This is a genomic window from Motilimonas sp. E26 (assembly GCF_021278025.1).
GTDB lineage: Bacteria > Pseudomonadota > Gammaproteobacteria > Enterobacterales > CBDFNC01 > Motilimonas.
Genome location: NZ_JAIBHJ010000033.1, coordinates 23,991 through 41,525, shown reverse-complemented (window position 1 = coordinate 41,525; position 17,535 = coordinate 23,991). Strand labels below are relative to the sequence as shown.

Annotated in this window: 17 protein-coding genes; 9 read left to right on the top strand and 8 right to left on the bottom strand. The window is 44.0% G+C overall.

Annotated elements, in window-relative coordinates:
* From K1M91_RS18955 to K1M91_RS18935, 5 genes are all read left to right on the top strand, one after another.
* Positions 1-483: RHS repeat-associated core domain-containing protein (locus K1M91_RS18955; protein WP_232803829.1), on the top strand; the 483-nt coding region annotated here is incomplete at its 5' end.
* A gap of 70 nt (positions 484-553) precedes the next feature.
* On the top strand, positions 554-1,024 hold the full coding sequence (locus K1M91_RS18950) for a hypothetical protein (protein ID WP_232803828.1): 471 nt from the start codon (positions 554-556) through the stop codon (positions 1,022-1,024).
* Between the two features lie 183 nt (positions 1,025-1,207).
* Positions 1,208-1,732, top strand: a complete 525-nt coding sequence (locus K1M91_RS18945) for an Imm26 family immunity protein (RefSeq protein WP_232803827.1) — start codon at positions 1,208-1,210, stop codon at positions 1,730-1,732.
* A 139-nt stretch (positions 1,733-1,871) separates the two neighbouring features.
* The gene (locus tag K1M91_RS18940; RefSeq protein WP_232803826.1) at positions 1,872-2,819 is read left to right on the top strand and encodes an IS30 family transposase; all 948 of its coding nucleotides are present in this window, start codon (positions 1,872-1,874) and stop codon (positions 2,817-2,819) included.
* 48 nt (positions 2,820-2,867) lie between these two features.
* Positions 2,868-3,392 (top strand): Imm26 family immunity protein, encoded by a 525-nt coding sequence (locus K1M91_RS18935; protein WP_232803825.1) that lies wholly within the window; start codon positions 2,868-2,870, stop codon positions 3,390-3,392.
* Positions 3,393-3,888: 496 nt separating this feature from the next.
* Here K1M91_RS18935 and ugpC read toward each other — a convergent pair whose 3' ends face one another.
* The 5 genes from ugpC to K1M91_RS18910 all read right to left on the bottom strand — a co-directional run bounded on the left by ugpC (position 3,889) and on the right by K1M91_RS18910 (position 8,468).
* Positions 3,889-5,007 (bottom strand): sn-glycerol-3-phosphate ABC transporter ATP-binding protein UgpC, encoded by a 1,119-nt coding sequence (gene ugpC / locus K1M91_RS18930; RefSeq protein ID WP_232803824.1) that lies wholly within the window; start codon positions 5,005-5,007, stop codon positions 3,889-3,891.
* A 6-nt stretch (positions 5,008-5,013) separates the two neighbouring features.
* A complete protein-coding gene (locus K1M91_RS18925; RefSeq protein ID WP_232803823.1) occupies positions 5,014-5,889 on the bottom strand; it encodes a carbohydrate ABC transporter permease in 876 nt (291 codons plus the stop codon).
* Entirely contained in the window at positions 5,882-6,808 is a 927-nt protein-coding gene (locus tag K1M91_RS18920) for a sugar ABC transporter permease (protein ID WP_232803822.1), read from the bottom strand. Before K1M91_RS18920 ends, K1M91_RS18925 begins: the two co-directional genes overlap by 8 nt.
* Before the next feature lie 35 nt (positions 6,809-6,843).
* Complete coding sequence (locus K1M91_RS18915) at positions 6,844-8,085, bottom strand: ABC transporter substrate-binding protein (RefSeq protein WP_232803821.1); 1,242 nt, start codon at positions 8,083-8,085, stop codon at positions 6,844-6,846.
* Positions 8,086-8,282: 197 nt separating this feature from the next.
* Entirely contained in the window at positions 8,283-8,468 is a 186-nt protein-coding gene (locus K1M91_RS18910; protein WP_232803830.1) for a hypothetical protein, read from the bottom strand.
* Here K1M91_RS18910 and K1M91_RS18905 point away from each other — a divergent pair.
* From K1M91_RS18905 to K1M91_RS18895, 3 genes are all read left to right on the top strand, one after another.
* Complete coding sequence (locus tag K1M91_RS18905; protein ID WP_232803820.1) at positions 8,423-9,727, top strand: DEAD/DEAH box helicase; 1,305 nt, start codon at positions 8,423-8,425, stop codon at positions 9,725-9,727. The two genes, K1M91_RS18910 and K1M91_RS18905, sit on opposite strands and share 46 nt — an antisense overlap.
* Positions 9,728-9,775: 48 nt before the next feature.
* Positions 9,776-10,705: an endonuclease/exonuclease/phosphatase family protein gene (locus tag K1M91_RS18900; RefSeq protein WP_232803819.1), complete on the top strand. Its 930-nt coding sequence runs from the start codon at positions 9,776-9,778 to the stop codon at positions 10,703-10,705.
* A gap of 204 nt (positions 10,706-10,909) precedes the next feature.
* Entirely contained in the window at positions 10,910-11,263 is a 354-nt protein-coding gene (locus K1M91_RS18895; RefSeq protein WP_232803818.1) for an EF-hand domain-containing protein, read from the top strand.
* A 51-nt stretch (positions 11,264-11,314) separates the two neighbouring features.
* Here K1M91_RS18895 and K1M91_RS18890 read toward each other — a convergent pair whose 3' ends face one another.
* Genes K1M91_RS18890 through K1M91_RS18880 form a run of 3 tightly spaced genes read right to left on the bottom strand, consistent with a single transcriptional unit; the run spans position 11,315 to position 16,562 of the window.
* A complete protein-coding gene (locus K1M91_RS18890) occupies positions 11,315-14,389 on the bottom strand; it encodes an efflux RND transporter permease subunit (protein WP_232803817.1) in 3,075 nt (1,024 codons plus the stop codon).
* An 8-nt stretch (positions 14,390-14,397) separates the two neighbouring features.
* Positions 14,398-15,477, bottom strand: a complete 1,080-nt coding sequence (locus K1M91_RS18885) for an efflux RND transporter periplasmic adaptor subunit (RefSeq protein ID WP_232803816.1) — start codon at positions 15,475-15,477, stop codon at positions 14,398-14,400.
* Between the two features lie 2 nt (positions 15,478-15,479).
* Positions 15,480-16,562 (bottom strand): efflux RND transporter periplasmic adaptor subunit, encoded by a 1,083-nt coding sequence (locus tag K1M91_RS18880; protein ID WP_232803815.1) that lies wholly within the window; start codon positions 16,560-16,562, stop codon positions 15,480-15,482.
* 392 nt (positions 16,563-16,954) lie between these two features.
* Here K1M91_RS18880 and K1M91_RS18875 point away from each other — a divergent pair, with 392 nt between their 5' ends.
* The gene (locus K1M91_RS18875; RefSeq protein WP_232803814.1) at positions 16,955-17,476 is read left to right on the top strand and encodes a hypothetical protein; all 522 of its coding nucleotides are present in this window, start codon (positions 16,955-16,957) and stop codon (positions 17,474-17,476) included.
* Positions 17,477-17,535 lie beyond the last annotated feature (59 nt).

Genomic DNA, 17,535 nt, shown 5'->3' with positions numbered 1-17,535 from the left:
ATCAACTACTGGAGTGATAGCCCAAAAGCTGGCAGCATCAATTGTGATTTACGTTATCAAGGGCAAATATTTGATAGCGAGTCAGGCTTATACTACAACCGTTATCGTTATTATTGCCCCGAGCTGTGCCAATATATTAGTCCCGATCCTATCGGTCTTGCCGGTGGATTAAGGCCGCAGGGTTATGTGCATAACCCGATGGATTGGGTTGATCCGTTTGGGTTGAACACAGATGAAATTACTTTCAAAGAATCCTTTAGACAAGCAAAGAGAAACTTAAATATCCCTAAGAATGTAAATACTCCAACACCAATAAGAGTCTGGGATAGTCAGTATGAGAATCGTACAGTATGGGCATTTGACGGCGAACATAAAGGGAAGTTTATAGTGATGCATGATGAAGATAAGTTTGGACGTGGAAAGCATCTCCATACAGCAACCTCTATGGATGGACGTGTTGACCCAACAGAACCAGGTAAATAAACCAGCATCCAGGTCATATTCCAGAGGATTTTGTAGGCTTTAAAACTCAAGGAAAAGAATGTAAATTAAAATGAGAAAAATAAAAGAATTAAAGATAAATAATTATAAGAAAAAATTGCTTGATAAATATTTTTTTTTAAATGTTGTTAAAATAAGTTATGGGGATGAGGACTCTTTTGATTTGGAGTTTTGTAAATCTGCTCACAATTCAAACGGTGGGGTAGTTACTCGTTTTAATTTTTATGATGGAAGAGGTGGAAAGGTTGCTGATGAAAATTTTGTTTTTTCTCAGGCAAGAAAAATGATGAAAGAGAAGTTGATTTTGTTTAAAGGTTATAAAAATATTGTTTTTACAGTGATTTATGGGGGGGAGAGTTTTAGGGTCAAGTGCTGTGTAAATGAGTTCATAAGAAAATTTGATGAAATAGAAGGTTTACGAGAATACCCTATAATCTTTGAAGAAAATCATAATGTGATTTTATCTTTAATCCGTTTAGAATACGAGATAGAACTGTATTGTTGGAAAAGTAATTTTAATTAACCTGAGCTCGGGATAAAAATAGAAGTTAAAGGGGACCCAATGTCGGAAATAAATAGAGGGAATAAAGTGAACTTTTTTGACCATGGCAATACAACTCGAGACAGAGAACGACAAGCATATTTTGAAAATGCTTATAATGAAAAAAATGAGAACACTATCTACGGTAAATAAAGGATGTAAGGTATGAAATTAAAGATATGGGGCTGGGATAAAAAGCCGAGAACAATGCTTAGATATATTAAGCCCGGTGATATATTTTGTTTTGAATTAAAAGAAGAAACATTCGCGTTAAATCTCAATAGAAAAGTGTATGGTTTTGGTCGTATCATGACGAAAATGAGCCTAGGGCACTCTGCTGAAATATTTGATTTTTTTTCTACAACTCCTGAGTTAAAAAATGATTTTGAGTTAGATTGTTCTAGGTTAATGCCTCCCTTGATTTTAGACTCCTATTCTTTATTTGACAGAAAAATAATAGGAGACTGGCGTATAATTGGTAGACAAGAAGACTACCTTCATTCGGGAGATGAAGATGTTTATTTTCTATGGGGTTCAAAGGGGTTAGAGAAAAAAACCTCGCTTTATGGAGAATCATCAGAGGCAACAGAAGAAGAAGTTAAAAAATATCCATATAAGATAGCGTGGGATGACCTCTTTATAACAAAAATGATTCCCGATGATGCGATAGAAAAAATTCGAATGTTATAATGTTTTTCAGCAAAATAATTGTGTTTTACAGTCCCCCGATTTCAGATAATAAGTGCGACATTCATGGAAAGGCGTAGAAGAGGAAGCCAACTGCTGAAAGTGGTACGCTCTTCTCGCCAAAGAAACAAGCAGTACTACCATGAATTATCAGCAGTTGACCGAAGGCAGAAGATACCAGATTTCTACTCTTTTGGAACGGGGTGTTTCGGTTTCTGAAATAGCTAAAGCTGTTCAGTGCCATCGCTCTACGGTGTATCGAGAGTATAAACGAGGATGCAACAATAATCGCTATTGTCCAAGTGAGGCTCACGCGTTATCTATCAAAAAGCGTACTTGCGCACGTAAATACCGTATACCACAAGAACGCGTTGATTTTATCCGTCTTCTTTTAGAAGCAGATTGGAGTCCAGAGCAGATTGCCAATGTATTAACGAATGTAGGTGCAGCCGTTAGTCATGAGTGGATTTACCGTTTTGTCGCTCAGGACAAGCGCTTGGGCGGTAAGTTATATCGTCATTTGAGGCAAGGCCACAAGCGGTATCGTCGTGGTAAAAAAGAGAAAGCGCCAGCAATAAAGAATGCTGTTTCGATTGATGACAGGCCGAGTATCGTTGACAGTAAAGAGCGGTTTGGTGACTGGGAAATCAACACGGTGTTAGGCAAGCATGGCACCGGGGCTATGGTGACGATTTTAGAGCGTAAAACCCGGTTTTACTTGGTAAAGAAAGTGCCATCTAAGTCAGCAGATGATGTAACCAAAGCAACCATTGAGCTACTCATGCCTCATAAAAAACATGTCCATACTATCACTGCAGGTAACGGGCGAGAGTTTGCAGATCATGAAACCATCGCAAAAGCGTTAGAAGCTGATGTGTACTTTGCTCACCCTTATAGTTCTTGGGAGCGTGGCGCTAACGAGAATGCGAACGGGCTTTTAAGGCAGTATGTAAAGAAAGGAACCGACTTAACAACAGTGACGGACATCGATATCGAGTTCGCTTTATCGCGGATAAATTATCGACCAAGAAAGTGTTTAGGCTTCAAGCAGCCAGCCGTTGTATTTGAAGCAATGGCCTTTGCTGCTTGATATTGGAGAATGTCGCACTTCGCAGTTGAATTCGGGAGGATGTAAGGTATGAAATTAAAGATATGGGGCTGGGATAAAAAACCGAGAACAATGCTTAGATATATTAAGCCCGGTGATATATTTTGTTTTGAATTAAAAGAGGAAACATTCGCGTTAAATCTCAATAGAAAAGTGTATGGTTTTGGTCGTATCATGACGAAAATGAGCCTAGGGCACTCTGCTGAAATATTTGATTTTTTTTCTACAACTCCTGAGTTAAAAAATGATTTTGAGTTAGATTGTTCTAGGTTAATGCCTCCCTTGATTTTAGACTCCTACTCTTTATTTGATAGAAAAATAATAGGAGACTGGCGTATAATTGGTAGACAAGAAGACTACCTTCACTCGGGAGATGAAGATGTTTATTTTTTATGGGGTTCAAAGGGGTTAGAGAAAAAAACCTCGCTTTATGGAGAATCATCAGAGGCAACAGAAGAAGAAGTTAAAAAATATCCATATGAGATAGCGCTGGATGACCTTTTTATAACAAAAATGATTCCCGATGATGTGATAGAAAAAATTCGAATGTTATAGTGTTTTTTAGCAAAATAATTGTGTTTTACAGTCCTATTTAGTTCTATCTTGTTAAGTGCTATTAGAGCTCAAAACTGTTGGGTGCAGGGACACACGTTCGGCGCATCCATTGCAGTGGCGATGGCTAAGGCATGATTAGCATTTGTTTTTTGACCAACGCGAAAAGCTTTTACAAAACGAGGACTCTGTAAAGTAACGTTGTGACCATAAGACTGAGCCAAGCGTCCAATAGCTGGCGCTACCACATGATTCCATTGCAACACTTGAAGGCCCAGATTCTGCCAACAGCGCTTTTAATTTGTTGCGGCTCATGGCCTTGTTGCTTTTCACTTTTTGTCAGCTAGGTGTGTAACTTGAAAAACATTCTTTGCAATGTCGATGGCGAATAAGTTAGTTTATTCATGCATGGACTCCCTTGGTAAAGTAATTTTTCGCCACTTTATTTATACCGTATCTCCCGCGTGGGGAGGAGTCCATACATCTCCCATACACTCAGCTAAAGCAAAATATTCCTTTCGCTGTCGGGGTCAAAAAAACTGGCTTTACTGACATCTATCATTAAATCAAGATCTTGACCTGCAGTAATGCTGAGGTCGGGGGCAAGGCGACAATGCACGGCATGATCGTTAATGGTGATTTGCGCAATGGTCTCGGGGCCGGTGGGCTCTAAAATTTCAATATTAAAGCGCGCCGCTGAGATCAAATCCGTTTCGCTATGGTGGGATAGCTGCTGACTAATATGTTCAGGGCGCAGGCCTAGCATCAGTTTTTTACCCACGTATGTTTTTAGCTTATCAGGCAAGGCCAACAGCTGCGCTTTGCCATCGCTGCCTGTTAGCTCGGTGCAGGCATGGCCGTCGCTATTTTCTAGTACGGTGATGGGCACAAAGTTCATTGATGGTGAGCCCATAAAGCCGGCGACAAACATATTGGTGGGGTGGTTATAAATTTCATAGGGGCTGCCGAGTTGCTGCACTTCCCCGGCTTTCATTACCGCGATGCGATCGGCCAAGGTCATGGCTTCAATTTGGTCGTGGGTAACATACACTATGGTCGTGCCAAGGCGTTGGTGGAGTTTTTTCACTTCGGTGCGCATTTCTACCCGTAGTTTGGCATCTAAATTACTTAACGGCTCGTCAAACAAATACAGTTTTGGTCGCCGCGCGAGGGCGCGGCCCATGGCGACACGTTGCTGCTGACCACCCGAAAGCTGGCTGGGTTTGCGGTCGAGCAGGTGATCGATTTGTAATAATTCTGATACCCGTTTGATTTCAGCATCAATTTCAGTGGTGGGGGTTTTGCGAATTTTTAAGCCAAAGGCCATGTTTTCCCGCACCGTCATGTTGGGGTACAAGGCGTAGGATTGAAACACCATGGCGATGTCGCGATCTTTTGGTGCAAGGCCAGATACATCGACGTCGTTAATACGAATTTCGCCCGAGCTGATGTCTTCCAAGCCCGCAATGGTGTTCATTAAGGTAGATTTACCGCAGCCGGAAGGGCCGACCAAAATCAGAAATTCACCCGGCTCAATGCTGATATTAATGCCTTTCAGGGTTTCTAAATCCGATTTCGGATAGGTTTTACGAATATCAATAAGGTCTAGTTTGGCCATTTTAAATTATCCTTTAACTGAGCCGGCGGTTAGCCCACGTACAAAATATTTACCTGCGACGAAATACACTAATAGGGTAGGTAGCGCGGCGATGATGGCGGCGGCCATATCGACGTTGTAGGCTTTGACGCCGGTGCTGGTATTTACCAAGTTATTCAGTGCCACCGTGATCGGCTGACTGTCGGCGCCGGAATACACCACACCAAATAAGAAGTCGTTCCAAATGGAAGTGAATTGCCAAATGATGGTAACCATGATGATCGGCTTGGAAATAGGCAGCAAAATCGCCCAAAAAATGGTGAAAAACCCCGCGCCGTCGAGTTTGGCAGCTTTGACTAATTCATCGGGCACGTTGATGTAGTAGTTACGGAAAAACAGCGTGGTAAAGGCCACACCATAAATAACGTGCACCAGTACTAATCCTGTCGTTGTATTGGCAAGGCCTAATTTTCCTAACATGGCGGCCATGGGGAGTAATACGAGTTGAAATGGTAAAAAGCAGCCAAATAACATCAGGCTAAAGAATAAATCTGAGCCTTTAAAGCGCCATTTGCTGATCACATAGCCGTTAAACGCACCAATAAAAGTGGATATCAGCACCGCTGGCACCACCATTTTAATGCTGTTCCAAAAGTAGCCTTTAATGCCATCGCAAGTGACGCCAGTACAAGCGGTGCCCCAAGCGGCTTGCCAGCTGTCGGTTACCCATTCTTGCGGCAAGCTGATTAAGCTACCGGTGCGAATGTCGGTGCCGGTTTTAAACGAGGTGACCAGCATGACAAACAGCGGCAATAAATAGACTAAGGCCATCAGTGCGAGTACGCCGTAAATTAACCAGCGGCCAAGGCCGTTGTCGCCTTGTGAAGTTGATGAACTATGCATTGCGTTTACCTCGCAGCTCTGAATAAAGGTAAGGAACTAAGATGGCTAAGATCCCAGCCAACATCATGATGGCACTGGCTGCGCCCAAGCCCATTTGGCCACGGGTGAAACTGTGGGAATACATAAACAATGCCGGTAGATCCGACGAGTAGCCCGGCCCGCCGGAGGTGAGGGCGGTGACTAAGTCGAAGCTTTTAATGGCAAGGTGCGACAAGATAATGATCGCGCTGAAAAACACCGGACGCAGGCAAGGCAAGATAATGCTCCAGTAAATACGCGGTTTACTGGCACCGTCGATTTGCGCCGCGTTAATAATACTGCTGTCGATGCCGCGTAATCCGGCTAAAAATAATGCCATGACAAAACCTGAGCTTTGCCACACGGCGGCGATCACTAAGGTGTAAACGGCCATGTCGGAATTAACCAGCCAGTCGAATTTAAAATCGGTAAAGCCCATTTGATGCACTAAATTTTCAAGGCCCAAACCGGGGTTGAGGATCCACTTCCATGCGGTACCCGTGACGATAAAAGATAACGCCATGGGATAGAGGTAAATGGTGCGGATCATGCCTTCTTGTTGGATCTTTTGATCTAAGAAGATCGCCAGTAACACGCCAATAAGCAGGCAGATCGCAATAAACAAGCCGCCAAAGATCAATAGGTTTTCACAAGCGGTGATCCAGCGATCGTTATTTAACAAGCGCTCATACTGACGCCAGCCAACAAAATCGAACTGAGGTAAAAAGCGCGATTTTGTAAACGACAGTAAACCGGTCCAAATAACAAAGCCATACACACAAATTAAGGTGACGACTATGGTCGGTGACAAAATGAGCTTAGGTAACCAGACCTGCATTTTATCTTGCCAAGGGGTGGTACTGGCGAGCGGCGCTGGCGTATTAGTATGAGTTACAGGCATAAATAAAACAGCCCTTTTGCAAGGGCTGGCTCCGATTACATAGCGTCTTCAACAACGTCAGCGAGTAAGTTGGCGGTGTCTTGTGCGCTAATGTTGTCGCTGTTGTAGTAGTTAGTTAGCACGTCGTACATGGCACCTTGAATGGCGCTGGTGGTGGCCATGCCGTGAGCAAAGCTTGGCACTAAGTCACCTGATGTGGCGCTGGCTTTGAAGGTGTCCATCGAGTCGAGCGCACACTGGTCAAACTTGCTTAAATCCATGTCGGTACGAACTGGAATGGAGCCTTTGTTGAGGTTAAATACCTCTTGAAACTCAGGGGTTAAGATAGTTTTGGCCAAGTCGTTTTGCGCCGCCATTGCGCCTTTGTCTTTTTGTTTGAACATGGCAAAGCTGTCAACGTTAAAGGTAAATTGGCCTTGGGTACCGGGAGCCGGTACACAAACAAAGTCAACGCCTGGTTTTTTACCTGCGGCAATGAATTCGCCTTTGGCCCAGTCACCCATAATTTGCATACCGGCTTGGCCAGTGATCACCATGTTGGTAGCGATGTTCCAATCACGCCCTGATGCAGCTTGATCGGTGTAACCTTTCATTTTTTTGAAAATGGTTAGCGCTTCGACCATTTTTTTGCCTTTTAGCACCGCCATATCATGATCGACAAAGGCTTTACGATAGTCGGCTGAACCGAGAATTTCTAATGCCACCGCTTCAAATAAGGTAGCTTCTTGCCAAGGTTGGCCACCTTGAGCGAGAGGAATGATGCCCGCCGCCTTGAGTTTGTCGGCGGCAACAAAAAACTCATCTAAATTGGTTGGTATTGTTGCACCTGCTTTCTTAAATGCCGCTGGATTTGCCCATAGCCAGTTTACTCGATGCACATTAACGGGCACGGCTACATAGTGACTGTCGTACTTCATGATATCGGTTACAACACTGGGGACAGATTGCTCCCAGCCTTCTTTTTTGGCAACTGTATCTAAATTGGCTAGATAATCTAACTCGGCCCATTCTTGAATGTCGTGACCTTTAATTTGTGCTGCAGTTGGCGCATTACCCGATACCACGCGGGTTTTAAGGACCGTCATGGCGCTTTCACCACCACCACCGGCCACGGCAAAATCTTTCCAGCTATGACCTTGTTGTTCCATCATTTGTTTTAATACGGCGACAGATTTGGCTTCGCCACCAGACGTCCACCAATGTAGCACTTCCACTTCTCCTGCGGTGGCGGAGCCGGCTGCGAATGTCATGGCTAAAAATAGGGTTTTCAATTTCATGATCTTTCTCCGTTGCAACAATTTATTTGCTTTAAAGCGATTGCGTGAAACGACGATGCGCTTAATGATCTGACTGTTCTCAGGAGAAAGTGTAGAAGGCGTTTAGAAACAAGTTGGTAACAAAGTGCCTTGTTGTGTAACTTTATTGTTACATAAGTTGGTTTTTGTTATCTATTGCTTTGTTTTTAAATGGGTATTTATTGCTCTTCAATTGTTATTAAAATGTTACCTGTATCGCGCTGTGCTGATTTTATGAGGTGGATTTTTAATAAGTCTTTAGCAGACTTTTTAAGTACACTATAGGGATACATTTTTTGAATTAAGTAACCACCTAACCATGCAGCCATCTCGCGACCTTTTTTCCCCATTGGGCTTAATGCCATCTTTGTTAACTCGTCTTGCCGCCCTTAACTATGTGCAGCCTACGCCGGTGCAAACGCAGATAATTCCTGCGGCTTTAGCGGGCAAGGATGTGTTGGCGGGTGCGAATACTGGGTCGGGTAAAACGGCGGCATTCGCTTTGCCACTGTTGCAACGCTTAGCGTTAGATAAAGCGCAACAAGCAGACGTGAAGGGCAAGGGAAACCTCGTTCATAGTCTGATTTTGGTGCCCACTCGTGAACTAGCCCAGCAGGTTGCTGATGCGTGTCAGTCTTATGGTCAAACCTTACAACCACGTATTAAAGTGACCGCGGTGTTTGGTGGGGTGTCGGCTAATACACAAATGCTGGCATTACGCGGAGGCAGTGACATTGTAGTGGCGACGCCGGGGCGGTTATTAGACTTAATTTCCAGCAATGCAATCAAATTAGATCAGGTTAAATCTTTAGTGTTAGATGAAGCTGACCGCTTATTAAGCCTAGGTTTTGCTGAAGAACTTATCGCGCTGTTAGATTTGCTGCCAAAACAAAAGCAAACCTTGTTGTTCTCGGCCACTTTTCCAGAAGAATTAAACGAATTAACGGCTAAGTTACTCACTAACCCGGTGTCAGTGCAACTACAAAGCGAGCAAGAAAGCACCTTAGTTCAGCGCGTGATCACGGTAAATAAAAACCGTAAAACTCAGCTATTAGCTACCCTTATTAAAGAGAATGCTTGGTCGCAGGTGCTGATTTTTGCCAGTGCGAAAAAGACCTGTGATCGGTTGGCGCAAAAGCTGGAAAATGCGGGTATTAAGGCGCAGGTGTTTCATAGTGATAAAGGCCAAGGCGCCCGTAACCGTATTTTAACCGGCTTTAAAATCGGTGAAATAGAGGTGTTGATTGCGACTGATATTGCCGCTCGCGGTATTGATATTGATAAGTTACCGGTGGTAATTAACTACGAACTGCCACGTAGCCCAGCGGATTATATGCACCGTATTGGCCGCAGTGGTCGTGCTGGCGCGGCGGGTTTAGCGTTGTCGTTAATTGCTCATGATGAATATCAGCATTTTAAGTTAATCGAAAAGAAAAACAAATTGCGCTTGCCGCGTGAGCAGTACCAAGGGTTCGAAGCCGATGCTGAAGCGCCGGAAGACTGCCCGTCACGATTAGAAAAGCCTGTTATACCGCCAGCGGGTAGCGGTAAAAAGAAACGCAATAAAGCCCAAGCAGCACTAGACCCAACGGAAAATGCGTGGGCAAACTGGAATAAGAAATAGCTTATTTGAGTTAAGAGTTGAGCTAAGAATTAAGCTAAGGAGTCAGCGATGCAGTTAACTTTAATGACGTTAAATTTGTATAACTATGTTGCGCCTCCTGCCGCCGCCTACGAAATTGACAATATTTTGGAGCCAGATCAGTGGCTTAAAAAACAGGCTTGGATCGCGCAAACGATCGAGCAAGCCGATCCTGATGTGGTGGCCTTTCAAGAAGTATTTTCTGCGGCGGAATTAGCCCAGCTTTGCGCTGATCTCGGTTATGCTTATTTTGAATTTACGCCAGCATCCATTGCTGACGATAGTCATGTTTATTACAAGCCCGGCTTAGCGTTAGCAAGTAAGTATCCGATAGATAAAAAGCTGACACATAAAGACATTCCTGCTGATGTGTTCAGCCGTCCACCGTTAATAACTGAGCTAAATTTAACTGGCCTTGGTGCGCTGCGTTTGTATGTGGTGCATTTAAAATCTAAGCGTTCATTGCTTGATAAAGCCAAGGAAGCCAGTGCCACCGAGTTAGAGCATTATATGGGGCGTTGGGCCAGCGACCAGTTGCGTACCCAAGAAATGACACTTTTAATGCAAGATATCTTGTTACAGCGGCAACAAGCCAAGCAAGGTGTGATTGTATTTGGTGATTTTAATGATGATTTGTCACAGGGATCATTGCCACTTACCTTTGCAACGCCGAGCCCAAAGGCGTTAGATACCGAGAAAAATTGGTCAATGCACGACAGTTATTCACTTTATGCCACCACCGATGAACGCAGGCCTACCCATTATTACGGGGTGCATGGCCGCATTTTGGATTACATTCTCCTCTCGGGTGAATTTGCTTCTAACTATGGTCAGCAAATTGGTTTGGTTACGGGTTATGAGTGTATCGATCGTCATTTAACCCATTCCAACTTTGATGAGCACAGCCAAGCCAGTGATCATGCTGCTGTGGTGGTAAAGCTTACAAGTTTACATCATTAGGCTTGAATCGATTTGAGTCTGCGATGGTAGCAGGTAGTTTAATCAGCCTATGCCAAAGCAAGCCTGCACATACACTGTCCAAATTAATCCATTTTACTATGTAAATTAAGCTGATTAAAATTTACACAACTTTACTGGCTGATCCCATACGGAATATCCCTTAAGAGGTATAATTAAAGTGTCACTTATAAGGGGGAACACATAATGAAAGCTTCATGGATTTATACAACAGGCTTAGCTGCCTTGTTGTTGGCAGGTAGCAGTTTTGCGGCGACGCAAATGGGCTATGGTCAAGGTGGTTGCATGGGAATGGGGAATGGCGGGGGACAGTATCAACCGGAGTTCGCTGAATTAGATCTTAACAACAGCGGCGACGTGACTTTAGAAGAGTTCACCGCATTTAGGCAAGAGCGTCAAGCTAATCGTCCGGGTAAAGGTAGAAATGCGCGCATGATGGATGATCAAGATATGTTTAACGTATTGGACCAAGATGCCAATGGCATGATGTCTGAAGCTGAGTTTTTAGAACATCGTGAAGGTTGTCGCGGTAATTGGTAGGGGTTAAAAAATGCCAGTCAAGTGACTGGCATTTTCTAGGCATTGCATGGGTTAAGCAAATTCAGAGTAGCTTCTGTATTTAATTTTAAATGTAATCACGTACAGCACGGGAACAATCAATAAGGTTAAGATGGTAGCAACACCTAAACCGAACATCACCACCGCAGCCATTGACTCAAAGAAGGCGTCGGTGATCAAAGGAAGAATACCTAAGATAGTGGTGACCGCAGCCATACACACAGGTCGTACACGGCTAACCGTTGAATCAAATACTGCTTGAAACGCTTCTTTACCTTCCTCAATTTCAATGTTGATTTGATCCAGTAAAACAATACCGTTTTTAAGTAGCATGCCTGACAGACTTAACATCCCTAGTAGTGCCATAAAACTAAAGGGTTTGTCGAGAATAATCAGACCCGAAGTAATACCGATTAAAGCCAACGGCACGCAGGCCCAAATAACCAGTGGCTTACGCACTGAGTTAAATAGGAACACGGTAATTAAAAACATAAACAAGAAGCCAAGTGGCAAGGTTGCAAAAAGTGCAGCTTGGGCATCTTGTGAAGATTCATATTCACCCCCCCATTGCAGCTCATAGCCTGGTGGGAGCTCAATGGCTTCTACTTCGGGTTTCATTTTTGCAAATAATGCTGCGGGTAGAATGTCGTATTCAAAATCTGCATCCGCAAAGATAGTCAGTGTTCGCTTACGATCTTGGCGTTGGATAATAGGGTCTTCGAATTTAACTTCAAAGCCATCCACCACTTGTTGTAGCGGTACGTAGGCGTTGAGAGCGGGGCTCCAAGTGCGAAGGCTTTCGAGTGATTCGATATCAATCCGCTCTTCTTCTGGCAAACGATTGATGATTGGCAGCAATGAAGTGCCTTCGCGGTAAAGTCCTGCTTGCAGGCCAGAGAAGGCAAAGGCTAAGGTTTTATCGACATCTTGCTTACTAATGCCTAAGCGGCGACCTTGAGTTTCATTGAATTGTGGTTCAATAAATTTCACCCGCTCGCGCCAATTGTGGCGTACGTTGACAGTACCCGGTGTGGCGTTAAACACGGCCATCACTTCGGTGCCTATTTCACGTAATACATCAGGGTCGGCACCTACGATCCGCGCTTCAATTTTCGCATCTGTAGAAGGACCTATCTCAAGGCGCTTAAATTTATATTGCGCTTGTGGGTAATGACTTTCCAACTGACTGCGCAGCGCCACCATGGTTTCTTGTAGGTTTTCAAATGCGCTGGTGCGAATGGCAATTTGAGCATAAGCGCCATAGTTTTTCTCTGGCGAATAAGTTAACAAGAAACGTTGAAAGCCTTTACCTACCGTTGTGGTTACAAACTCGACATTATCAAGTTTCATGGCGTCTGCTTCCATTTTCGCCACCGTTGTTTGAGTTTGGCGAATATCCGTGCCTTCTGGTAACCACACATCGACCAAGAAGATAGGGGTAGTAGAAGGTGGGAAAAAGGATTGTTTAACGTAGCCAAAGCCCGCGAGAGAGCCAACGAAGGCGATCACTACTAACAGCACGCTGGTCCATTTAAAACGCAGACAAACATCTAATAGCTTTTTGTAAATGGTGAAAAAAGCTCCCCCGTAAGGGTCTTTTTGCTCTGCTCCCGCCTCTTGCACCTCGGTAGTTTTAAAAAATAGGTCAGCCAAAAAAGGTGTAATAGTAATGGCGGTGATCCAAGATAAAAACAATGAAAACAGCAGTACCCAGAATAGTGAACCAGCAAACTCCCCAGTTGAGTCAGGTGATAAGCCGATAGGTGCAAAAGCAGCAATGGCGATTACTGTTGCCGCGAGCAGCGGCCAAATGGTTTGTTTCACAATTGCTTGTGCTGCTTCGAGGGTAGACTGGCCGCGTTGACGGCCGATCAGTATGCCTTCTACAACCACAATAGCGTTATCTACTAGCATACCAAGGGCAATGATCAGAGCACCAAGGGAAATACGTTGCAGCTCTATCTCGGCCTGCAACATCAGCATGAAAGTACCTAAACAGGTAAGGAATAAAATAATGCCGATTAAAACCCCACTCTTGAAGCCCATGAAGAACAACAATACACCAACAACGATGACCACGGCAGCGATCAAGTTCCAGACAAAACTCGACACAGATTTATCAACTTCTGCTGGCTGGCTATACATGGTTTCAATGATCATGCCAGCTGGGCGAGCATAATCAATTTCTTCTATTTTAGCGGTAACGGCTTTACCGACATCCACAACATTCACCCCTGAGGCAAAGGAGATGCCAAGGTTAATAGCTTGGTGTTGATTAAAGCTTATCAAGTTAGTTGGAATATCTTGATAGCCACGGCTAACGGTGGCGACATCTTTAAGGTAAATCAGTTTGTTGCCCGAAGTGCCTGGAATGACAAGCTCTTCCAACTCTTTGACTGATTTAAATGCGCCGCTCGGGCGCAGACGAATATTGTCGCTGCTGATGCGGATGTTGCCCGCGTCGGTGACCATGTTTTGTGAGTTTAATAAGCCCATGATGAGGTTGGGATCAATATTTGAACTGGCCAGCTTATTAAGAGAAATTTCAATAAACACTTGCTCATTTTGTTTACCCGCTGATGAGACTTTACTGACACCCGGAACCAGTTCAAGTTCGCGACTGACATAATCCACGTAGTCAGATAAATCTTTATAGCTGTAGTCCTCGCCACTGATCATTAACATGATGCCAAATACATCACCAAAATCATCATTCACCATCGGCTTGCCAACACCTGGAGGGAGATTGCCAGACATATCGTTAACTTTACGCCTTAACTCATCCCAAATTTGAGGAAGTTCATCTGGACCGAAGGTATTTTTCATGGTGACGGTAATTTGCGACATACCCGAAGTGCTAAGGGACTTAATTTCGTCAACGTAGGGCAATGCTAAGATTGCTTTCTCAATCGGGTAGGTTACCTCTTCTTCTACTTCAGTAGAGGTGGCGCCCGGGTACATAGTAACGACAACCGCATCTTTAATGGTAAATGGTGGATCTTCTAGCTGACCTAAACCGGTGAATGCGATAGTGCCGCCAATCAGCAAAACGAGGATAAACATCCAGCTGATGACGGTGTTTTTAATAAAGTAACCTGCAATATTCATGTTTATGATTATCCCTTTTTCAGCTCAACTTTTTGCCCTTCAACGAGGCGGTTGACCCCATTGGCGATGATAATCTCACCATCATTGAGCCCAGCTTTTATTTCGATCATATGGCCGGTGATCACGCCTAGTGTCACCTCTCGTTTGGTGACCGTTTGACTCTCAGCTTGGTAAACCCAAACACTGGCGATTTGCTCTGAGAGTTTATCGCCATCTAACATGGCTACCGCGGTGAGCGGGACTGTGTGCTCACGAGAGTAGGTGTAGGTAACATCGTTGAGGTCAACCTTCACTCGCGCGGGCATGCCTTCTAATACTTTGTATTGGCTATTAAAAGGAACCGCTAGGGTGACAATGTAGCTGCGTGTTGAGGGATCTTTCTCGGTGTTAACCTCTAAGGTCTCACCGGTAAATACTTGCTCTGGATAGGCATCAAATACCACCTCGTACTTGCGCTTTTCGGTGCGATATTCCTTGCGCTTTGATACCGCCAATAATGAATCGGGTACTTGTACGTCAACTTCGACATACTCGATTTTATGCATATTTAAAATCACACTGCCGGGTTGTACGTTGACAAAGGAATCTTGAATCACTTCACCAATCACACCACTAAAGGGGGCTCTTAGTTCGGTGTATTCCAACTCTAGCTCAGCGCTGCGGTGTTGCGCTTTAGCGACCAAATATTGTGCGCGCATTTGGTCATATTCAGCCTGTGCCATAAGCTTTTTGTCGAGCATCTTTTGGGCGCGTTGGTATTGATTGTAAGTTGATTGTACGCGGGCTTTACGATCCTTGAGCGCCACTTGGTAATCTTGCTTGTCGATGACGGCCAGTAAATCTCCCTTTTGCACTTGTTGACCATTCGTAACAAGAATATTGGATATTTTACCGCCAACGCGAAAAGACAAATGAGTTAAATCTTGCGCGCGGGCAACAGCATTGAACACCCGCTCGACTTGGTTATTGGACTTAGGTAGTTCATACACTGCTACTACAGGTAATGGCTTTTCTTTAAAGGTGACTTCTTGGCAGCCTGAAACAGATAAGGTCAGCAGGAACAATGCAGTTAGATGATTGATGTTCATGGTTATAGACCTCGCTCTTTTACCCAACGAACGGCAGCTTGGCCGTCAGTTAATTCATTCGCGCCAACAGTGACTAATAAATCGCCATCAGACAAGCCAGACACTAAGCGCCCCTCTGCTAACGTTACTGCGACCTTTTCTACTATTTGCTGCTGTTCAAGTAAGCGGAACACATGCGCTTGACCATTTTCAGTGATGACGGCGCTTGCCGGAATTTTCGGTTGTTGGTTTTCATTTTTGGCGGGCACTTGTATTTTGACGAAGGCCGTCATGCCGGCAAAAACGTTTAGTTGCTCTGGCGCCGGTAAGCGTAGTACTACGGTGTAACTGCCAGTGGTGTTGTCAGCTAAAGTGTTAAGCTCGGTAATATGGGCAGGGTACCACTGATCCCTGCCAGAAAATTTGACGGATACTTGATTGTAGTTGGGGGCTTCTACATCGCCTTTAACCGGGCTACTTTGATATATGCTAATGTATTGCTCAGGTAATTGAAAATTCACATCTACCATCGCCTCGGTTTGAATGGTCATGACTGCTTCTTTGGCTTGGGCAAACTCAAATGCTTCCTTGTATCGAGCGGCGACGATGCCGTCATAAGGTGCAGTAAGCTGAGTATAATTAAGGTTGTTCTGGGTTTGGTCAAAGGCGGCTTGGGCGACGCTATAATCACGTTTATTTTTATCAAAATCATTACGCGAGATGACGCCGCGCTTAACCAGCTCTTCCGAACGCTTGTATAACACCTTGGCGAGGTTATATTGGGCCTTTGCTACTTCATTTTGTTGCTCATATAAGCTTGCATCTAATTTAGCTAATAGGTCGCCAGCTTTAACGACTTGTCCTGGGCGGACAAGAATTTCTTCTATGGCGCCAGCTACTTGAAACGACATTTCTGCGCGGTTAGAAGCTTGCACTTCACCAGGCAAGGTGCGCGTTCGTGCGTTATCGGCTAGGGAGATGGTGGTTACTTTTACTGGGCGTTTTATATCAGGTCTTGTTTGCTCTTGTTGCGCTTGGCCACATGCAAATAAAAACAACATGCTGGCGCAAACAATCAAGGAGCGAATGTTGGCCGATTTTATCATTAGGGTTATCCATTTTGATTGAGCTAAATGATCACTTATGGCTGGATTTTACTAAGGGATACCAAAGTAGAGTTCAGCGGTATTAGTTTAACCATTTGCTATGTGATCCATAATTAAATTATGAATAATTGAAGTTTATTTACTGTTTAATCACGGTTTATTTATTGTATGTCAATAATTACAAAAGAGTGAGGGCATTTGATGACAGTACGAATACAGCGAAACGTTAGATTTCCTCACTTCTTTTAGTGTGTAAGCATAGTGGCCGGACAAATTGTGGCGACAGCTGAATTCGGGTGTTGCCTCACACTTTCAGACCCTGACGGTTTCAAATCATGCTTTCAATTGCAAAACCTGCTTCAATGGAGTTATTCGTCTCACTGAGAGTAGTTATGGCTATTGTTCGATCTTTATTGGTGATTTTCATGGCGGCCGTTACAGGATTCGCCTTGCCGTATTGTTATGCTTTTTTGAATATTAGTTATGTACAAGATGTGCAAGTATGGTTAGTTACGAATAAAGCATTGCTTAATTTGTTGGGGCAATGGTTTTCAGGGGTGCTAGCTGAACAAGCCATGTATTGGCTGGTAGTCACAGTGACAGCGAGTGTTTACGGCATTTTATTTGGCGCTATTTTGGGTTTGCTGATTGGCTTTTTACATGCTGGACGATTGTTTTTTTATGTGAGCCTTTGGTATCCAGTTACCTTTTTCTGCGCCGCCTTTTATCCGCCTTTACTTAAGTTGTCGATTGATGGATACCCTTTGATTAAGCCTATTGAGGCTATTGGCCATAATTGGCAACCCACTTTGGTAATATTATTTGCTTTGTTTTGCTTGTTTTTCGCTTTGTTTCGCGGTTTTAGTGCCCCTGAAGAAGAAAAAACAGCGAAAACCGATTACTTGTTTCGTTAAATAAAATAGAGCGAATAAAAATGGGCTGTTTGAGCCCATTTTTTCTGCAATAATGGCGA

Excerpts from the sequence above, each read along its gene's own strand:
- K1M91_RS18950 (WP_232803828.1), top strand. The coding sequence starts at position 554 with ATGAGAAAAATAAAAGAATTAAAGATAAATAATTATAAGAAAAAATTG.
- K1M91_RS18945 (WP_232803827.1), top strand. The coding sequence starts at position 1,208 with ATGAAATTAAAGATATGGGGCTGGGATAAAAAGCCGAGAACAATGCTT.
- K1M91_RS18940 (WP_232803826.1), top strand. The coding sequence starts at position 1,872 with ATGAATTATCAGCAGTTGACCGAAGGCAGAAGATACCAGATTTCTACT.
- K1M91_RS18935 (WP_232803825.1), top strand. The coding sequence starts at position 2,868 with ATGAAATTAAAGATATGGGGCTGGGATAAAAAACCGAGAACAATGCTT.
- ugpC (WP_232803824.1), bottom strand. The coding sequence starts at position 5,007 with ATGGCCAAACTAGACCTTATTGATATTCGTAAAACCTATCCGAAATCG.
- K1M91_RS18925 (WP_232803823.1), bottom strand. The coding sequence starts at position 5,889 with ATGCATAGTTCATCAACTTCACAAGGCGACAACGGCCTTGGCCGCTGG.
- K1M91_RS18920 (WP_232803822.1), bottom strand. The coding sequence starts at position 6,808 with ATGCCTGTAACTCATACTAATACGCCAGCGCCGCTCGCCAGTACCACC.
- K1M91_RS18915 (WP_232803821.1), bottom strand. The coding sequence starts at position 8,085 with ATGAAATTGAAAACCCTATTTTTAGCCATGACATTCGCAGCCGGCTCC.
- K1M91_RS18905 (WP_232803820.1), top strand. The coding sequence starts at position 8,423 with ATGCAGCCATCTCGCGACCTTTTTTCCCCATTGGGCTTAATGCCATCT.
- K1M91_RS18910 (WP_232803830.1), bottom strand. The coding sequence starts at position 8,468 with ATGGCATTAAGCCCAATGGGGAAAAAAGGTCGCGAGATGGCTGCATGG.
- K1M91_RS18900 (WP_232803819.1), top strand. The coding sequence starts at position 9,776 with ATGCAGTTAACTTTAATGACGTTAAATTTGTATAACTATGTTGCGCCT.
- K1M91_RS18895 (WP_232803818.1), top strand. The coding sequence starts at position 10,910 with ATGAAAGCTTCATGGATTTATACAACAGGCTTAGCTGCCTTGTTGTTG.
- K1M91_RS18890 (WP_232803817.1), bottom strand. The coding sequence starts at position 14,389 with ATGAATATTGCAGGTTACTTTATTAAAAACACCGTCATCAGCTGGATG.
- K1M91_RS18885 (WP_232803816.1), bottom strand. The coding sequence starts at position 15,477 with ATGAACATCAATCATCTAACTGCATTGTTCCTGCTGACCTTATCTGTT.
- K1M91_RS18880 (WP_232803815.1), bottom strand. The coding sequence starts at position 16,562 with ATGATAAAATCGGCCAACATTCGCTCCTTGATTGTTTGCGCCAGCATG.
- K1M91_RS18875 (WP_232803814.1), top strand. The coding sequence starts at position 16,955 with ATGGCTATTGTTCGATCTTTATTGGTGATTTTCATGGCGGCCGTTACA.